At 60.4% G+C, this 16,945-nt stretch carries 17 protein-coding genes and 1 riboswitch; of the genes, 7 read left to right on the top strand and 10 right to left on the bottom strand.

Going from position 1 to position 16,945, the window contains the following annotated elements; translation table 11 throughout:
* Position 1 precedes the first annotated feature (1 nt).
* Positions 2-1,276 carry a sensor histidine kinase gene (locus ACJ8IM_RS24855; RefSeq protein WP_101455722.1) on the top strand — a complete coding sequence of 425 codons (1,275 nt, stop codon included), beginning with the start codon at positions 2-4 and terminating at the stop codon, positions 1,274-1,276.
* Here ACJ8IM_RS24855 and ACJ8IM_RS24850 read toward each other — a convergent pair.
* The 8 genes from ACJ8IM_RS24850 to ACJ8IM_RS24815 all read right to left on the bottom strand — a co-directional run bounded on the left by ACJ8IM_RS24850 (position 1,262) and on the right by ACJ8IM_RS24815 (position 9,000).
* A complete protein-coding gene (locus ACJ8IM_RS24850) occupies positions 1,262-2,041 on the bottom strand; it encodes a helix-turn-helix domain-containing protein (RefSeq protein WP_033636724.1) in 780 nt (259 codons plus the stop codon). The two genes, ACJ8IM_RS24855 and ACJ8IM_RS24850, sit on opposite strands and share 15 nt — an antisense overlap.
* 737 nt (positions 2,042-2,778) lie before the next feature.
* Positions 2,779-3,912 (bottom strand): 2-iminoacetate synthase ThiH, encoded by a 1,134-nt coding sequence (gene thiH / locus ACJ8IM_RS24845; RefSeq protein ID WP_308317570.1) that lies wholly within the window; start codon positions 3,910-3,912, stop codon positions 2,779-2,781.
* The gene (locus ACJ8IM_RS24840; protein WP_060431316.1) at positions 3,912-4,691 is read right to left on the bottom strand and encodes a thiazole synthase; all 780 of its coding nucleotides are present in this window, start codon (positions 4,689-4,691) and stop codon (positions 3,912-3,914) included. The genes thiH and ACJ8IM_RS24840 overlap by 1 nt, the downstream gene beginning before the upstream one ends.
* Before the next feature lies 1 nt (position 4,692).
* On the bottom strand, positions 4,693-4,893 hold the full coding sequence (gene thiS, locus ACJ8IM_RS24835; RefSeq protein WP_016929423.1) for a sulfur carrier protein ThiS: 201 nt from the start codon (positions 4,891-4,893) through the stop codon (positions 4,693-4,695).
* Positions 4,890-5,639, bottom strand: a complete 750-nt coding sequence (locus ACJ8IM_RS24830; RefSeq protein WP_101455724.1) for a HesA/MoeB/ThiF family protein — start codon at positions 5,637-5,639, stop codon at positions 4,890-4,892. Before ACJ8IM_RS24830 ends, thiS begins: the two co-directional genes overlap by 4 nt.
* Complete coding sequence (gene thiE / locus ACJ8IM_RS24825; RefSeq protein WP_033655322.1) at positions 5,632-6,282, bottom strand: thiamine phosphate synthase; 651 nt, start codon at positions 6,280-6,282, stop codon at positions 5,632-5,634. The genes ACJ8IM_RS24830 and thiE overlap by 8 nt, the downstream gene beginning before the upstream one ends.
* The gene (gene thiC, locus ACJ8IM_RS24820; RefSeq protein ID WP_033649986.1) at positions 6,275-8,218 is read right to left on the bottom strand and encodes a phosphomethylpyrimidine synthase ThiC; all 1,944 of its coding nucleotides are present in this window, start codon (positions 8,216-8,218) and stop codon (positions 6,275-6,277) included. The genes thiE and thiC overlap by 8 nt, the downstream gene beginning before the upstream one ends.
* A gap of 114 nt (positions 8,219-8,332) precedes the next feature.
* Positions 8,333-8,457: riboswitch (TPP riboswitch) on the bottom strand.
* A gap of 39 nt (positions 8,458-8,496) precedes the next feature.
* On the bottom strand, positions 8,497-9,000 hold the full coding sequence (locus ACJ8IM_RS24815; RefSeq protein WP_033655324.1) for an Rsd/AlgQ family anti-sigma factor: 504 nt from the start codon (positions 8,998-9,000) through the stop codon (positions 8,497-8,499).
* Between the two features lie 101 nt (positions 9,001-9,101).
* Here ACJ8IM_RS24815 and nudC point away from each other — a divergent pair, with 101 nt between their 5' ends.
* The 6 genes from nudC (at position 9,102) to ACJ8IM_RS24785 (ending at position 13,477) form a co-directional block, all read left to right on the top strand.
* Positions 9,102-9,869 carry an NAD(+) diphosphatase gene (nudC, locus tag ACJ8IM_RS24810; protein ID WP_033655326.1) on the top strand — a complete coding sequence of 256 codons (768 nt, stop codon included), beginning with the start codon at positions 9,102-9,104 and terminating at the stop codon, positions 9,867-9,869.
* A gap of 38 nt (positions 9,870-9,907) precedes the next feature.
* Positions 9,908-10,972, top strand: a complete 1,065-nt coding sequence (gene hemE, locus ACJ8IM_RS24805) for a uroporphyrinogen decarboxylase (protein ID WP_033636735.1) — start codon at positions 9,908-9,910, stop codon at positions 10,970-10,972.
* A 9-nt stretch (positions 10,973-10,981) separates the two neighbouring features.
* Entirely contained in the window at positions 10,982-11,668 is a 687-nt protein-coding gene (nfi, locus tag ACJ8IM_RS24800) for a deoxyribonuclease V (protein ID WP_033655325.1), read from the top strand.
* Positions 11,669-11,716: 48 nt separating this feature from the next.
* A complete protein-coding gene (locus ACJ8IM_RS24795) occupies positions 11,717-12,307 on the top strand; it encodes a YjaG family protein (RefSeq protein ID WP_025160203.1) in 591 nt (196 codons plus the stop codon).
* A 189-nt stretch (positions 12,308-12,496) separates the two neighbouring features.
* Positions 12,497-12,769, top strand: a complete 273-nt coding sequence (hupA, locus tag ACJ8IM_RS24790; protein ID WP_004929874.1) for a nucleoid-associated protein HU-alpha — start codon at positions 12,497-12,499, stop codon at positions 12,767-12,769.
* A gap of 36 nt (positions 12,770-12,805) precedes the next feature.
* Positions 12,806-13,477, top strand: coding sequence for a DUF1481 domain-containing protein (locus ACJ8IM_RS24785; RefSeq protein WP_079656126.1), 672 nt, complete (start codon positions 12,806-12,808; stop codon positions 13,475-13,477).
* Positions 13,478-13,526: 49 nt separating this feature from the next.
* Here the strand turns inward: ACJ8IM_RS24785 and purD are convergent, their stop codons facing one another.
* Entirely contained in the window at positions 13,527-14,810 is a 1,284-nt protein-coding gene (purD, locus tag ACJ8IM_RS24780; RefSeq protein WP_033636738.1) for a phosphoribosylamine--glycine ligase, read from the bottom strand.
* 48 nt (positions 14,811-14,858) lie between these two features.
* Positions 14,859-16,448 carry a bifunctional phosphoribosylaminoimidazolecarboxamide formyltransferase/IMP cyclohydrolase gene (gene purH, locus ACJ8IM_RS24775; protein ID WP_101455725.1) on the bottom strand — a complete coding sequence of 530 codons (1,590 nt, stop codon included), beginning with the start codon at positions 16,446-16,448 and terminating at the stop codon, positions 14,859-14,861.
* Positions 16,449-16,945 lie beyond the last annotated feature (497 nt).

The raw sequence follows: 16,945 nt of genomic DNA, 5'->3' as shown, positions 1-16,945 counted from the left end.
GATGAGCAAAAAACTGATCGGTACTCTTATCGCGTTGGTTGCCATCTTCTCCTTATTGATTTTGTTGATTGCCATTAACTTCGGCGGCGTAAAAGAACGCTATAAGCAGATCGAGCCCAATCTGGACAACTACTCGGTGGCCGAGATCCTCTTTCTGGCGTTTGAAAGAACCAAAACCGCGCTGCTGCTCAGTGAAAACAACGACTACGACGCCTTCCAGATCAAAAAGAAAATCTTCTACTCGAAGATTCAGATCCTGGAGAGCCGTTCGACCTTCAGCGACTCTTTTTATTACGACGACGAGTTCATCAAGAATGTTGCGCTGCTGAAGCAGCAGTACCGCACGTTGGACGATCTCTCCGCCGGCTTGCTGGTGGGGCAGAAAAACAAGGCGGACATTCTCTCTTATATGGATGATATCGAGGGCACGCTGGTCGATATCCAGGAAATTATTTATCGGATACAGATTAAAAACTTTACCGAAGTGAAAGGCATCATCCAGGAGAATTCGAGTAAAGCCGAGATGTTCGCCCTCTTTTCGTTGATTTTGGTGTTTCTGATGATGTTCCTGGTGCTGAGAAATGCCTTCTCGTTAAAAGAGATCATCAAGAACAAGAACATCTTTATCTCTTCCATCTACCACGAGATCGCCGGCTCGACTCAGACCATCGTCATTGCCGCGGATATCATGGAGCACGAGCTGGCGCAGGAAGAGTTGAAAAAAGAAGCCCGCCTGATCTCCTATCACGGCAATAAGATCGCCGAACAAACGCGCGAGGTGATGGATTATTCGCGGCTTGAGATGGGGGAAGTCAAAATCAATATTTCCACCTTCCGGCTGAATGAGGTGGTGGACGATGCCGTAACCGGCATCGGCGCCGGGCGCGGCAATCGCCTCGTGATTCACCGTTCGTCTTATGCCGGCCTGATTGGTTCTGATAAATACAAGCTCTACCGAATATTGGCCAACCTGCTCAGCAACGCGGACAAATTTACCCACCGTGGCGCGATAACCCTTAACGTGAAGGTATGTCACGGCAATCTGTATTTGCGAGTAAAAGACACCGGCATCGGGTTTAACGTTAAAAATCTGGATCGGTTGTATAAGGCGTTCAATCAGGGGGTGGAAAGGGAAACGCGGCAGGGGTTGGGGCTGGGGCTGACCATTATCAAAAATTACGTCACGACGATGAAAGGTACCATTAAAGCCAAATCCGTCGAAGGAGTGGGCTCATCGTTTTTGATCCGCATCCCGGTCAAACTAATTAAAGAATAGGTTCGACAGCAGCAGCGAGGAGATAATCAGCGGCTTGGTCGGTTTTTCCACCAGATGTACGTCATAGTGCAGGATCATATCGCCGATGTTTTTCTCGTAGTGATTCAGCTGGCCGGTCAGAATGATGATGCGGGCGTGCGGATCGAGGGCGTCTTTAATTTTCTTCACAACGCGTTCGGAGGTCTCGCCGAAATCCAACAGCCAGTCCAGAATAAACGCCTCAAAGGACTGCTGTTCCAGCGCGGCCAGCATGGCGTCCGCCGTCTGAAAGGTCTCAGTCTCGATGCCGTATCGGCTGGCGATCTTCTTCAACAGTTCGAGAATATCCCCATCATTGTCCAGGATAGCGATACGCGGGGCCGGCAGAAAGTCTATCTTGTTGACTTTGTACAGCGGAGCCTCGGCGGCATGTTCCCGATTGGTGTTGATGATGAAAAGATCGTCTTTTTTGCAGGCGTAGGTTTCGTCGTTGTCCGCTTGCGTGACCGGGCGCTCGTCAACCTCAATATTGCAGCGCTTGTGAATGCTGTTCATGATAAAGACGGCGTTATGCGTCCTTTGGCCGGCAAACGGCTCGTTGAAGTACTGAAATACCTTTTTGACTTCATCGAGGGTGATGCCTCTTTTGCCATCCAGCTTCTGTTTGGCGCTGTTGTACTGAAGGTTCAGTATGTTGGCCATCGTGGAGGCATGCTTTCTGTCGCCAACTCCTTTCAGAGTGAGCAACGCGCTGATTGCATCGATGTAATTTGGCGTTTTCTTCATGACAACCTTGGCTTTTTTTGATGTTGACCGCGAGCGCTGAAAAACCTGCGCGAGGACCCGTGCTGGATTATAGATGATGACTGGGGGTTGCAGCGATATCAGTTTGATTTTGCTTGTCAAACTCAAAATACACTCGATGCTAAATAAAAAAACACTCAAAAGACATTCACATTTAATCGTTTGTATGGTTAATTAGCGCACATACTGTGTGATTCGCGTCCTGGGGGGGTGCCAGTCTCACAAAATAAACCGCCTGCTCTTGTCCGTAAGCAGGGAGCAGGCGGCAAAAAGATCCGCGGCCAACACCAGGGCCAATGGCAGCACCGGGGATGACCACTCGAATCTCTCTTCGTCGCTGTACCTTCTTATCCTCGTTCCCACTTTTCTGCCGCCACAGCGCTCTATGAGTATCACTCCTGAGTGAGTGCCGCACATCGTTATGCCATCTTTCTGACTGCCCATTAGCCGACAAGGCAATCTGCCCGTACGCCCTTACCGGCCGCGATACGCCATATGCGCGTTGCCGCGGACGAGGGCCCGGCGTCGCGCAAGAGAATCTCCGGCGCGATCCGGGATGGGATAAGGCGGGGCCATCGAGAGGGTGACGGCCCCGGCCGACGCCGGGTTTGGCGGTCGGCAAGGTCACTATAGCCGGGGAGGTTACCGGCGCCAGCGCCGGCGTTCGGCATTGCGCGGCCGCTCCAGCGTTTTCTTCACGCGGCGGTAAACGTTGCCGCTTATTGCGTGCTGCGTCCCAGATAACCGTCCCAGTCTTTCCACACCGGCTGCAGCCCGGCGTTGCTGATGGCCTCGGCGACCTGCTGTGGCGTGCGGCCGTCGTGCGGCTCGAACTGTTCCAACTCCGGCGGCACGTCGTCGGCATAGCCGCCGGGCTGCGTCTTGGATCCGGCGCTGACGCTGTTGATCGCCACCGGGATCATGTGATCGCGGAAGTACGGCGACTCACGCGTAGACAGCGACAGCTCAACGTCCGGCGCGAACAGCCGGAAGGCGCAGATCAGCTGCACCAACTGAGGCTCGCTCATGATCGACGCCGGCTCAATGCCGCCGGTGCAGGGGCGCAGACGCGGGAACGAGATCGAGTAGCGGCTCTGCCAGTAGGTTTGCTGCAGGTAGAACAGATGTTCCGCCAGCAGGTAGCAGTCGGTGCGCCAGCTGTTGGACAGGCCGATCAACGCACCGAGGCCGATCTTGTCGATCCCGGCGCGCCCCAGGCGATCCGGCGTGGCCAGGCGCCAATGAAAATCCTGCTTCTGCCCGCGCAGATGGTGCTGCAGATAGGTGGCCGGATGGTAGGTTTCCTGATACACCAGCACGCCGTCCAGGCCCAGCGCTTTCAGTTCGGCGTACTCGTCCTGCGCCAGCGGCTGCACTTCCATCATCAGCGAGCTGAAGTGGCGGCGGATCGCCGGAATGTGCTGACGGAAATAGTCCATGCCAACCTTGCTCTGATGTTCGCCGGTGACCAGCAACAGGTGCTCGAACCCCAGCGCCTTGATGGCTTCGCACTCGCGTGCGATCTCCGCCGCGTCCAGCGTTTTGCGCTTGATGCGGTTGCTCATCGAAAAGCCGCAGTAGGTGCAGTCGTTGGCGCACAGGTTAGAAAGGTACAGCGGCACATAGAAGCTGACGACGTTGCCGAAGCGCTGACGGGTCAGCTGCTGCGCGCGCTGCGCCAGCGGTTCCAGATACGGCGCGGCGGCGGGGGAGATCAGCGCCATAAAGTCGTTGCGCGTCAGCTTGTCGGCGGTCAACGCGCGTTCCACGTCGCGTGCGGTTTTGCCGTTGATGTGCAGCGTAATGTCGTCCCAATCCAGCTGTTGCCAGCGGCTACTGAAATCGTCGGCCATCACTGCGTCTCCTCTGGTTGGCTGAGGAAGGCGGTCAGCGGGCTGGAGGCGGCCGCACCGCGCTGGCTGGCACCCAATCCGGCGCTGCGCGCCAGCTCGCCGGCCTCCAGCGCCAGGCGAAACGCCCGTGCCATTTGCACCGGGTCGCGCGCCACGGCGATGGCGGTATTCACCAGCACCGCGTCGGCGCCCAGCTCCATCGCTTCCAGCGCGTGGCTCGGCGCGCCGATGCCGGCGTCGACCACCACCGGCACCTTGGCCTGCTCGATGATGATCTCGAGGAAGTCACGGGTGCGCAGACCGCGGTTGGAGCCGATAGGGGCGCCGAGCGGCATCACCGCCGCGCAACCCACCTCTTCCAGCCGTTTGCACAGCACCGGATCGGCGCCGCAGTAGGGCAGCACCACAAAACCGTCTTTCACCAGCGTTTCCGCCGCCTTCAACGTTTCTATCGGATCCGGCAGCAGGTATTTCACATCGGGATGGATCTCCAGCTTCACCCAGTGGGTGCCGAGCGCTTCGCGCGCCAGCCGGGCGGCGAACACCGCTTCGGCGGCCGTTTTGGCGCCGGAGGTGTTGGGCAATAGCCTTACGCCCAGCCGCTGCAGCGGCGCCAAAATGGCGTCGTTGCCGCCGCGCAGATCGACGCGCTTCATGGCCATGGTCACCAGCTGTGAGCCGGAGGCCGCCAGCGCCTCCAGCATCAACGCCGGGGTGGCGAACTTGCCGGTGCCGGTGAACAGGCGCGAGGTAAAAGTGGTATCGGCGATTTTCAGCATGTCAGCCTCCGGCGATCGCTTGAAACAGCAAAATGTCGTCACCGTCCTGCACCTGATGGTCGGCCCAGTCGGCGCGCGGGATGATGGTTTGGTTGATCGCCAGCGCGGTGCCCGGCTGGTGGCGTTCCAGCTGGGTCAGCAGGGCGGCGACGCTGAGCGGCTGCGCCAGCTCCAGCGGTTGGTCGTTCAGACGGATCTTCATGCCGCGCCTCCGCATACCGGGCAGGCGCGGGCCTGGCTCAGTTGCAGCGTGCTCCAGCTCTGCTGCTTGCCGTCGAACAGCCGCAGCTTGCCGCTGAGGGAGGAAGGCATACCGGCCAACATCTTGATGGCTTCCAGCGCTTGCAGAGTGCCGATCACGCCCACCACCGGGCCGAGCACCCCGGCGGTGCGGCAGTTGCGCTGCGGCTCTTCCTGCTCCGGGTACAGGCAGGCGTAGCAGCCGTGCGCATAGGGCGGCTCGAGCACCAGCAACTGGCCGCTGAAACCGACCGCGCTGCCGCTGATCAGCGGCTTGGCGGCGGCGATGCAGGCGGCATTGACCTCATGACGGGTCGCCATATTGTCGCAGCAGTCCAGCACCAGATCGGCGCGGGCGACCGCGTCGCGCAGCGCTTGCCCCAGCAGCCGCTGCGCCAGCGGGATGGATTCCACCAACGGGTTCAGCGCCTGCAGGTGGCGTTGCGCCAGCGCCGCCTTGCCGGTGGCGGTATCGGCGCTGCGGTAGAGGATTTGCCGCTGCAGGTTGGTGACATGCAGCTGGTCGTCGTCGGCCAGCAGCAGCGTGCCGACGCCGGCGGCGGCCAGATACAGCGAAGCCGGGGAACCGAGCCCGCCCAAACCGACGATCAGCACCGTGGCGCGCTTGAGTTTCTCCTGGCCTTCCGGGCCGACGTCCTCCAGCAGCAGCTGGCGGCTGTAGCGCAGGAATTCCTGATCGTTAAGCATCGTTCGGATCCTCGCCTTCGATCAGCCGCAATAGCTCGGCCGTCGCCGCGCGCCAGTCCGGCGCTTGGGTGATGGCGCTGACCACCGCCACGCTGCCGACGCCGCACGCCAGCACTGCCGGTACGCGATCGATGCTGATCCCGCCGATCGCCACCGTCGGGTAATCCGCCAGGCCGGCGATGTGGCGTTTCAACTCCGCCAGCCCCTGCGGCGCCGAAGGCATGTCTTTGGTTTGGGTGGGGAAGATGTGCCCCAGCGCGATGTAGGAAGGTTTCACCGCCAGCGCGCGCGCCAGCTCCGCGTCGTCATGGGTGGACACGCCCAGCCGCAGCCCGGCGCGGTGAATGGCCGCCAGATCGGTAGTATCGAGATCCTCTTGGCCCAGATGCACGCCGTAAGCGCCGTGCTTGATCGCCAGCCGCCAGTAGTCGTTGATGAACAGCCGCGCCTGATAACGCTGGCCCAGCGCGATGGCGGCGGCGATATCCGCTTCGACCTGCTCGTCAGGCAGATCCTTGATGCGCAGCTGGATGGTGGTGACGCCGGCCTCCAGCAGGCGAGCGATCCATTCCACGCTGTCGACGACCGGGTAAAGCCCCAGTTTGTGGGGCGTAGCCGGGAAGGGGGTCGTGATATCAGTCATTGCTTGTCTCCTCTTGCAGGGTGCCGGCGCTGTGATACAGCTCGCTGCCGCGGGCGCGGAACTCGGCGGACATTTTCTCCATGCCGGTCAGCTGCACTTCGATCGGCTTGGCGGCCTCCTGGGCGGCGGCGTAGTCGCGCACCTCCTGCGAAATTTTCATCGAGCAGAATTTCGGCCCGCACATCGAGCAGAAGTGGGCGACCTTGCCGGACTCCTGCGGCAGGGTTTCGTCGTGATAGGCGCGGGCGGTGGCCGGATCGAGCGCCAGATTGAACTGATCTTCCCAGCGGAATTCGAAACGCGCCTTGGACATGGCGTTATCGCGGATCTGCGCACCCGGATGGCCTTTGGCCAGATCGGCGGCGTGAGCGGCGATCTTGTAGGTGATCAGGCCCTGCTTGACGTCCTCTTTGTTCGGCAGGCCGAGGTGTTCTTTCGGCGTGACGTAACACAACATGGCGCAGCCGAACCAGCCGATCATTGCCGCGCCGATGCCGGAGGTGAAATGGTCATAGCCCGGGGCGATATCGGTGGTCAGCGGGCCGAGGGTGTAGAACGGCGCTTCGTGGCAGTGTTCCAGCTCTTCGGTCATGTTGCGGCGGATCATCTGCATCGGCACGTGGCCCGGGCCTTCGATCATCACCTGCACGTCGTATTCCCAGGCGATTTTGGTCAGCTCGCCCAGCGTATGCAGCTCGGCGAACTGGGCTTCGTCGTTGGCGTCCTGAATCGAGCCGGGGCGCAGGCCGTCGCCGAGCGACAGCGAAACGTCGTAGGCGGCGCAGATCTCACAGATTTCACGGAAATGCTGATAGAGGAAGTTTTCCTGATGGTGCGATAGACACCATTTGGCCATGATCGAGCCGCCGCGCGACACGATGCCGGTCAGGCGTTTGGCGGTCATTGGCACGTAGCGCAGCAGCACGCCGGCGTGGATGGTGAAGTAGTCGACCCCTTGCTCCGCCTGTTCCAGCAGCGTATCGCGGAACATCTCCCAGGTGAGGTTTTCCGCCACGCCGTTGACCTTCTCCAGCGCCTGGTAGATCGGCACGGTGCCGATGGGCACCGGGCTGTTGCGCAGGATCCACTCGCGGGTTTCGTGAATATAGCGGCCGGTAGAGAGATCCATCACGGTGTCCGCGCCCCAGCGGGTGGACCACACCAGCTTCTCCACCTCTTCTTCGATCGACGACGTGACCGCCGAGTTGCCGATATTGGCGTTCACCTTCACCAGGAAATTGCGGCCGATGATCATCGGCTCCGCCTCCGGATGGTTGATGTTGGCGGGAATGATGGCGCGGCCGGCGGCCACTTCCTGGCGTACGAACTCCGGCGTGATGTTGTCCGGCAGGTTGGCGCCCCAGCTCTGGCCCGGGTGCTGGTGGCGCAGCACCTCGCCGCGAATGCGCTCGCGCCCCATGTTTTCACGGATGGCGATGAACTCCATCTCCGGGGTGACGATGCCGGCGCGGGCATAGTGCAGCTGGGTCACGCGCCTGCCCGGCAGCGCCTTGCGCGGCAGCGGCAGATGTTCGAAGCGCAGATGATCCAGCCCCTCGTCCGCCAGCCGCTGTTGGGTGAAGCCGGAGCTGGCGCCGCTGAGGGTGGCGGTATCGCCGCGCGCGTCGATCCAGCCGGCGCGCAGTTTGGCGAGACCGGCGTGCACGTCGAGCTTGGCCTGCGGATCGCCGTAGGGGCCGGCGGTGTCATACACCGGGATCGCCTCGTTGGGTTCATACTGCGGGTTGTCTTTGCTGCCGCCGAGCAGGGTCGGGCTGAGCTGAATTTCGCGCATCGGCACCTGGATATCGCTGCGCGAGCCTTGCAGATAGATACGGCGTGAGTTCGGGAAAGCCATGCCTTGCAGGGTGTCGATAAACTGCTGGGCGGCTTCGCGTTGCGCTTTACGGGCGCGCGGTGGATTAACGTTAGACATAGCAAGTTCCTACCAGTGTGTTGGGTTGGGAAAGTTGCTTGTCTGGAGCTCGGAGGGAGTAATGATGGTGGCCGATAAGGCAGGGCGCCCGCAAGGGGAAGGCCGTGCCTGTGGCGATAGATTACTCTTGTTCCCTTCGCGGGTATTAACCCGATCAGGTTCCGCGGATCCCGAATTAACGGTCTCAGCCTGGCTGATTCGATGAACAAATCAGGCGCTAGGCACTCCGACAAGATGCCCCCCAGTATAGGAGGGATAAGAAAAAAAACTATAAAATTTTAACGCGCCGGATCCAGCGCCTGGTCCGGCAGCGGTTGCTGCGCGGCTTCCGCCTCCAGCAGGATCAGCTTATCTTCCAGCGCAAAGCGCGCCGCCAGCGTTTCGCCGATATCCGACAAGGCCTGGTGGAATTCCAGACAAATCTCCTGATCGATATCCACTTCGGTATAGCGATCGTGGAACGCCATGATCTGTTCGGTATTGGCCCACAGCTTGGGGTAGATGTTCACCGCCAGCGACATTTTCGGACTGGCTGCGCCTTCCACTTGTTTGATAATTCTGTCATAGATATGAAAATGCCCTGCGGAGAGGTAATCCACCAGGTTGTGGCAAAAGTTCTCCAGCGCTTTTTCATTCAGCGGCGTATGCTTTTCTTTATTCGGTTTGAGGCCTACCAGCGTGCAGTAGGCGACCAGCAACTGCTTGCGGGCCTGAAGCCATTGATCAACTAATTCATTACTACCGCCAACGCGCTGAGTCAGCCTTTCCAAACGGTTGAGCATGTTTGACTCCGTGTAAGTAATAAAAGTAACCGGTAAGTTATTAAAATGTAACAAAGCCGATTCGTAGAGTGCCAGTGAAGCTGAGGTTGTGCAACAACGATATGGAACTTGCATTAACGGGCAATGAAAACGGCTGGTGGATCGTCAGCCATGAAAGCAAACTTTGGTTACCGAACGGTGAATTGCCGTCGGGGACGGCCGCCGCCCTCGGGCTGCAGGGCCACATGGCGCGCACCATCGGTGAGTGGGCGGGTGCGCCGGTTTGGCTGGTGCGCCAGGCGATGCCGCGGGAGATGGGCTCGGTGCGTCAGCTGTTGGATCTGGATCGCGGTCTGTTTCAGCTTGCCGGGCGCGGCGTGCAGCTGGCGGATTTCTACCGTTCACATCGCTATTGCGGCTACTGCGGCCATGAGATGCACCTCAGCCGCAGCGAGAGCGCCTGCCTGTGTGGCCACTGCAAAGAGCGCTACTATCCGCAGATTGCACCCTGCGTGATCGTCGCCATTCGGCGTGAGGATCAGATCCTGCTGGCGCAACACGTGCGCCATCGCGGCGGTATCCACACGGTGCTGGCCGGCTTCGTCGAAGTGGGCGAAACGCTGGAGCAGGCGGTAGCGCGCGAAGTGATGGAAGAGAGCAATATCGAAATCAAGAACCTGCGCTACGTCACTTCACAACCCTGGCCGTTCCCGCACTCGCTGATGATGGCCTTTATGGCCGATTACCATCAGGGGGAAATTCGTCACGATCCCAAGGAGCTGCTCAACGCCGGCTGGTATCGCTACGACCAGCTGCCGCTGTTGCCGCCGCCCGGTACCGTGGCGCGCCGGTTGATTGAGGACACCGTGGCGCTGTGCCGGGCAGAATAATGTACAATGGCCGGCAGATTATTAAGGGAGCCCCATAAATGACTGAGTTGAAGAACGATCGCTACCTGCGCGCGCTGTTGCGCCAGCCGGTGGATGTGACCCCCGTATGGATGATGCGCCAGGCCGGTCGTTATTTACCGGAGTACAAGGCGACCCGCGCCCAGGCCGGTGATTTCATGTCGCTGTGCAAGAACGCGGAGCTGGCCTGCGAGGTCACGCTGCAGCCGCTGCGCCGCTATGCGCTGGACGCCGCCATCCTGTTCTCCGACATTCTCACCATTCCCGACGCCATGGGGCTCGGCCTGTACTTTGAAGCCGGCGAAGGCCCGCGTTTCAGCTCCCCCGTTACCTGCCGCGCCGACGTCGACAAGCTGCCGGTGTTCGATCCGGAAGTGGAGCTGGGCTATGTGATGAACGCGGTGCGCACCATTCGCCGCGAGCTGAAGGGCGAAGTGCCGCTGATCGGCTTCTCCGGCAGCCCGTGGACGCTGGCGACTTATATGGTCGAAGGCGGCAGCAGCAAAGCCTTCACCAAGCTGAAGAAGATGATGTATGCCGAACCGGCCACGCTGCACCTGTTGCTGGACAAGCTGGCGGACAGCGTGATCCTGTACCTCAATGCCCAGATCAAGGCCGGCGCGCAGTCGGTGATGGTGTTCGACACCTGGGGCGGCGTGCTGACCGGGCGCGATTACCGCGAGTTCTCTTTGCACTACATGCACAAGATCGTCGACGGGCTGCTGCGTGAAAACGACGGCCGCCGCGTGCCGGTGACGCTGTTCACCAAAGGCGGCGGGCAGTGGCTGGAGGCGATGGCCGCCACCGGCTGCGATGCGCTGGGGCTGGATTGGACCACCGACATCGCCGACGCGCGTCGGCGCGTGGGCGACAAAGTGGCGCTGCAGGGCAATATGGATCCGTCGATGCTTTATGCCTCTCCGGCGCGCATCGCGGAAGAAGTGGAGACCATTCTGGCCGGTTTCGGCCACGGCAACGGCCATGTGTTCAACCTGGGCCACGGCATCCATCAGGATGTGCCCCCGGAGCACGCCGGCGCCTTCGTCGAGGCGGTGCACGCGCACTCGGCGAAATACCACCGTTAAGGATTCGATGTGACCGATATGGCGGCCCTGCGCGCCGAACAGCTGCGGCGCGCGGCTGAAGTCATTCGCTACGACGATCTGCCGGCCGAACCGCCGGCCTTCATCGCCGGCGCCGACGTGGGCTTCGAGCAGGAGGGGGCGGTGACGCGCGCCGCCATCGCCATCCTGCGCTATCCGTCGCTGGAACTGGTGGAGTATCAGGTGGCGCGCATCGCCACCGTCATGCCCTACATCCCGGGCTTCCTGTCGTTTCGCGAATACCCGGCGCTGTTGGCCGCCTGGGGGCAGCTGCAGCAGAAACCGGGGCTGATCTTCGTCGATGGGCATGGCATTTCGCATCCGCGGCGTCTCGGCGTCGCCAGCCATTTCGGCCTGCTGGTCGATGTGCCGACCATCGGCGTGGCCAAGAAGCGCCTGTGCGGCAAATTCGCGCCGCTGGACGCCGCCGTCGGCGCGCTGGCGCCGCTGGAAGATAAGGGTGAACCGCTGGGCTGGGTGTGGCGCAGCAAGGCGCGTTGCAACCCGCTGTTCATCTCTACCGGGCATCGCGTGGGCGCCGACAGTGCGCTGGCGTGGGTGCAACGTTGTATGGCGGGCTACCGTTTACCGGAGCCGACCCGCTGGGCCGACGCCATCGCGTCGCGCCGTCCGGCGTTTCAGCGTTGGTTGCAGCAGCATCCGGAGGTGTCGCCATGAGCGATTTCGGGTACACTGCGCCGCAGATAACGCGTAAGAGAGTAAAGCATGCTACGTAACCCGATTCATTTACGTCTGGAACGGCTCGAGGCCTGGCAACATTTGACCTTTATGGCCAGTTTGTGCGAGCGTATGTACCCGAATTACCAGATGTTCTGCAAACAGACCGAGTTCGGCGATCCGGCGGTTTATCGCCGCATTCTGGATTTGGTGTGGGAAACGCTGGTGGTGAAGGACGCCAAGGTCAACTTCGACAGCCAGCTCGAGAAGTTGGAAGAGGCGATTCCGTCGGCGGAAGATTACGATCTTTACGGCGTTTACCCGGCAATTGATGCCTGTATCGCATTAGGGGAACTGATCCATTCGCGGCTCGGCGGGGAGACGCTGGAGCACGCCATTGCCATCAGCGAAACATCGATTCGCACCGTGGCGATGTTGGAAATGACCCAAGCCGGTAAGGAAATGACCGACGAAGAGTTGGAAAGTTTGCCTGCGGTAGAGGAAGAATGGGACATTCAATGGGAAATTTTCCGCCTGTTGGACGCCTGTGAAGAGCGCGATATAGACCTGATCAAGGGGCTGCGATCCGACCTGCGAGAGGCCGGTGTCAGCAACATCGGGATAAATTTAGCGCAATAAGGCAACAAAACGTGATTTAACGCCTGATTTGTCATGCCTTAAGGCTTCACATCCGCACCCTGTCTGGTCTACATTTGGGGGGCGTAAAAAAAGTGGCTATCGGTGCGTGTATGCAGGAGAGTGCTGTCAATCGGCATATCCGTCGCACTCGATGCTTTGCAAACGATAAACACACTGTAAGGATAACTTATGAACAAGACTCAACTGATTGATGTAATCGCGGACAAGGCTGACCTTTCCAAAGCACAAGCTAAACTGGCTCTGGAATCCACCCTGGCTGCTATTACTGAGTCTCTGAAAGAAGGTGATGCAGTACAATTGGTTGGCTTCGGTACTTTCAAAGTAAACCATCGTAGCGAGCGCACTGGCCGCAACCCACAGACTGGCAAAGAAATCAAAATCGCAGCAGCCAACGTGCCTGCGTTCGTTTCTGGCAAAGCACTGAAAGACGCTGTTAAATAAGACCGCGCCTCGGTGAAAAGAATAAACAGGGGGGCGATGGCGCCCCTTTTGTTTGCTCGTCGGGCGCTCATGGCCGTTGGCATCGCCGTCGGCCTGAGCGCCTGCAGTTTCCATTCCGATATCCCCAGCTTTACCGCCAGCGGCTTCGTGGCCGATCAGGGTGTGATACGCCTGTGGCGTAAAGACGATGAGCAACATCGTCCGCAGGTGTTGGTCAGCGTCTACAGCCCTTACCGTGGTCCGGGTACCATCACCACGCTGTACACCTATCAGGGCGACGTGCTGCGCCAAATCAAACGCAACGACGCCGACGGCGATCGAGATTCCATTCAACTGCGCTTTGCCGACGACGGCACGGTGAGCTTTATGCAGCGCCAGTTGGCGACACGCCGCGAACCGTTGACCAGCGATGAAATCGCTCTGTACCAATATCAGGCGCGGCGGATCCTTGAAGTGAGCAATGCGCTGCGCGCCGGCAAGGTGAAATTGCTGCAGGGGCGCTGGATGCAGGGCGAGGTGCAAACCTGCGACGGCCAACGCATGAAACCGGGGCTGGATGCCGCCTCCATCGTTTGGATCGAGAAACGCGCCCGCAGCAGTAGCCGGCCGGTGAGCGTCGCCTGGCTGGAAGCGCCCGAAGGCAGCGAACTGCTGCTGGTGGCGAACGACGACTTCTGCAGCTGGGAACCGAAAGAAGACCAGCTGTAAAAAAGGCCCCGCGCTGCGGAGCCTCCCATCATGACCTTAGACGGCCAAATCACTTGCCGCGCGCAATCGCGCGATAACCGATATCTTTGCGGCAGAAGCTGCCCGGCCACTGAATGCCTTCCGCCAGCTGGTAGGCGCGTTGCTGCGCCTGCGCCACGGTGTCGCCCAGCGCCGTTACGCACAGCACGCGGCCGCCGCTGGTGACGACATCATCGCCCTGCAGGCGTGTACCGGCGTGGAAGACCTTGCCGTCGGCGCTTTCCTGCTGCGGCAATCCCTGGATCACTTCGCCGTTGCGATAGTCGCCCGGATAACCGCCGGCCGCCAGCACCACCCCGAGCGCAGGGCGTTCGTCCCAGTCGGAGCTTTTCTCGTTCAGGCGGCCTTCGGCACCCGCCAGGCACAGCTCCACCAGATCGGAGCGCAGGCGCAGCATGATCGGCTGGGTTTCGGGATCGCCAAAACGACAGTTGAATTCGATCACCTTCGGCTGGCCATCGGCGGCGATCATCAGGCCGGCGTACAGGAAGCCGACGTAGGTGTTGCCTTCCGCCGCCATGCCGCGCACCGTCGGCCAGATCACCTGATCCATGGCGCGCCGGTGGATTTCGTCGGTCACGACCGGCGCCGGGGAGTAAGCCCCCATGCCGCCGGTGTTCGGGCCGGTGTCGCCGTCGCCGACGCGTTTGTGGTCCTGGCTGGTGGCCATTGGCACCACGTTCTCGCCGTCGACCATCACGATGAAGCTGGCTTCTTCGCCGTCGAGGAACTCTTCCACCACGATGCGATGACCGGCGTCGCCGAAGGCATTGCCGGCCAGCATGTCTCGCACCGCCTCTTCCGCTTCCTGCAGCGTCATCGCGACGATCACGCCTTTACCGGCCGCCAGGCCATCGGCCTTGATGACGATCGGTGCACCTTTGCGGCGCACATAGGCCAGCGCCGGCTCCACCTCGGTAAAGTTTTCATATTCGGCGGTCGGGATGCGGTGGCGCGCCAGGAAATCCTTGGTGAAGGCTTTGGAGCCTTCGAGCTGCGCGGCGGCCTGTGACGGGCCGAAGATTTTCAAACCGGCGGCCTGGAAGGCATCGACCACGCCGATCACCAGCGGCGCTTCCGGCCCGACGATAGTCAGACCGATGTCATGGCTCTGGGCGAAAGCGACCAGGGCAGGGATGTCGGTGGCGGCGATCGCCACGTTTTCCAGATTGGCTTCCAGCGCGGTGCCGGCATTGCCCGGCGCAACGTAGACTTTGTCCGCCAGCGGAGACTGGGCGGCTTTCCAGGCCAGCGCGTGCTCGCGCCCGCCGTTGCCGATAATCAAAATGTTCATCAGGGGCTCCACGAATGGCGTGCGCCGGAGCGCACGCGGCAAAAGGAATTAATGGCGGAAGTGACGCATGTCGGTAAAGATCATGGCGATGCCGTGTTCGTTGGCGGCGGCGATCACTTCGTCGTCGCGGATCGAGCCGCCCGGCTGGATCACGCAGGTGATGCCGACCGCCGCCGCGGCATCGATGCCGTCGCGGAACGGGAAGAAGGCGTCGGAGGCCATGGCAGACCCTTTCACTTCCAGCCCTTCATCACCCGCTTTGATGCCGGCGATCTTGGCGGAGTAAACGCGGCTCATCTGGCCGGCGCCTATGCCGATGGTCATGTTGTCACGTGCATAGACGATGGCGTTGGATTTCACGAACTTGGCCACTTTCCAGCAGAACAGCGCGTCGCGCAGTTCCTGTTCGGTCGGCTGACGCTCGGATACCACACGCAGATCGGCGGCGGTTACCATGCCCAGATCGCGATCCTGCACCAGCAGGCCGCCGTTGACGCGCTTGAAGTCCAGCCCCGCCACACGTTGCTGCCACTGGCCGCAGGCCAGCACGCGCACGTTCTGCTTGGCGGCCAGCAGGGAGCGCGCTTCCTGGGTGACGTTTGGCGCGATGATCACTTCCACGAACTGGCGGCTGATGATCGCCTGCGCGGTGGCGGCATCCAGCTCGCGGTTAAAGGCGATGATGCCGCCAAAGGCGGAGGTCGGGTCGGTTTGGTAAGCGCGCTCGTAGGCGGCCAGGATGTCGTCGCCGATCGCCACGCCGCAAGGGTTGGCGTGTTTGACGATCACGCAGGCCGGCTCGGCGAACTCTTTCACGCATTCCAGCGCGGCGTCGGTATCGGCGATGTTGTTATAAGACAGCGCCTTGCCCTGCAGCTGCTCGGCGGTCGCGACGGACGCTTCCTTTACCTCTTCTTCTATATAGAAGGCGGCCTGCTGGTGGCTGTTCTCACCGTAGCGCATATCCTGCTTCTTGATGTAGTTGAGGTTCAGGGTGCGCGGGAAGCGGCCGGACGGCTGCTCGGTCTCGCCGTGGTACGCCGGCACCAGCGCGCCGAAGTAGTTGGCGATCATGCTGTCGTAGGCGGCGGTGTGCTCGAAGGCCTTGATGGCGAGATCGAAGCGGGTGGCATAGCGCAGCGAGCCGTCGTTGTTGTCCATCTCGGTAATGATGGCGGCGTAGTCGCTGCTCTTCACCACGATGGCGACGTCTTTATGGTTCTTGGCGGCGGAGCGCACCATGGTCGGGCCGCCGATATCGATATTCTCGACCGCGTCTTCCAGCGAGCAATCCGGGCGCGCCACGGTTTGGGCGAACGGGTACAGATTGACGACCACCATGTCGATAGGCTGGATGTCATGCTGAGTCATGATGGCGTCGTCCTGCCCGCGGCGGCCGAGAATACCGCCGTGAACTTTCGGGTGCAGGGTCTTTACTCGTCCGTCCATCATCTCCGGGAAGCCGGTGTAGTCGGAAACTTCGGTAACGGGCAGACCGGCGTCTGCCAGCAGGCGAGCGGTACCGCCGGTGGAGAGCAGTTCAACGCCGCGCTGGGAAAGCGCTTCGGCGAATTCAACGATACCGGCTTTGTCAGACACGCTGAGCAGGGCCCGGCGGATTGGACGAGGTTGTTGCATGGTTTTATCCCTTGGCTTTGAGTCGCAATTAAAGAGCGTTACGTGAATGTCCACCTCGTTTTCTCTATAAGGAAAGGTTTTTGCCTTATAAAGGGAGGGGCAGGCGCATATTCAGGTAACGCCCCCATAAAAAGGGGGATCGTTTCGCCGCGGGGAATTGTAGCGAAAACGTTTGCGTGGCGCTCGTAAATTTTCCGTGCAAATCGCATCTGTGGATAACACTGTGTGCAAGTGGGTATAAGGCGGGGTTTTGCTGTGGAATGCAGCGAACGATCGTTTTTGCGGAAAATACCTGTTGCGGCCTGCGAGGAACTCCCTATAATGCGCCTCCATCGACACGGAACATGTGAACAACTTCACAGAGTATCCGGGGGTCGCAGAGAAAAAATCCTGAAAATTAGGGTTGACTCTGAAAGAGGAAAGCGTAATATACGCCACCTCGAGTTAGCAAGCGAAAGCGCCTAACTCACTGCTCTTTAACAATTTATCAGACAATC

Source organism: Serratia sp. CY33525, from assembly GCF_052169115.1.
Lineage (GTDB): Bacteria > Pseudomonadota > Gammaproteobacteria > Enterobacterales > Enterobacteriaceae > Serratia > Serratia sarumanii.
This window is presented reverse-complemented; position numbering and strand designations above follow the sequence as displayed.

Coding starts and splice junctions, on each gene's coding strand:
- ACJ8IM_RS24795 (WP_025160203.1), top strand. CDS start 11,717: ATGCTACGTAACCCGATTCATTTACGTCTGGAACGGCTCGAGGCCTGG.
- purH (WP_101455725.1), bottom strand. CDS start 16,448: ATGCAACAACCTCGTCCAATCCGCCGGGCCCTGCTCAGCGTGTCTGAC.
- purD (WP_033636738.1), bottom strand. CDS start 14,810: ATGAACATTTTGATTATCGGCAACGGCGGGCGCGAGCACGCGCTGGCC.
- hemE (WP_033636735.1), top strand. CDS start 9,908: ATGACTGAGTTGAAGAACGATCGCTACCTGCGCGCGCTGTTGCGCCAG.
- ACJ8IM_RS24840 (WP_060431316.1), bottom strand. CDS start 4,691: ATGCTGAAAATCGCCGATACCACTTTTACCTCGCGCCTGTTCACCGGC.
- thiC (WP_033649986.1), bottom strand. CDS start 8,218: ATGTCTAACGTTAATCCACCGCGCGCCCGTAAAGCGCAACGCGAAGCC.
- ACJ8IM_RS24850 (WP_033636724.1), bottom strand. CDS start 2,041: ATGAAGAAAACGCCAAATTACATCGATGCAATCAGCGCGTTGCTCACT.
- thiH (WP_308317570.1), bottom strand. CDS start 3,912: ATGGCCGACGATTTCAGTAGCCGCTGGCAACAGCTGGATTGGGACGAC.
- ACJ8IM_RS24830 (WP_101455724.1), bottom strand. CDS start 5,639: ATGCTTAACGATCAGGAATTCCTGCGCTACAGCCGCCAGCTGCTGCTG.
- hupA (WP_004929874.1), top strand. CDS start 12,497: ATGAACAAGACTCAACTGATTGATGTAATCGCGGACAAGGCTGACCTT.
- thiE (WP_033655322.1), bottom strand. CDS start 6,282: ATGACTGATATCACGACCCCCTTCCCGGCTACGCCCCACAAACTGGGG.
- thiS (WP_016929423.1), bottom strand. CDS start 4,893: ATGAAGATCCGTCTGAACGACCAACCGCTGGAGCTGGCGCAGCCGCTC.
- ACJ8IM_RS24815 (WP_033655324.1), bottom strand. CDS start 9,000: ATGCTCAACCGTTTGGAAAGGCTGACTCAGCGCGTTGGCGGTAGTAAT.
- nudC (WP_033655326.1), top strand. CDS start 9,102: ATGGAACTTGCATTAACGGGCAATGAAAACGGCTGGTGGATCGTCAGC.
- ACJ8IM_RS24785 (WP_079656126.1), top strand. CDS start 12,806: ATGGCGCCCCTTTTGTTTGCTCGTCGGGCGCTCATGGCCGTTGGCATC.
- ACJ8IM_RS24855 (WP_101455722.1), top strand. CDS start 2: ATGAGCAAAAAACTGATCGGTACTCTTATCGCGTTGGTTGCCATCTTC.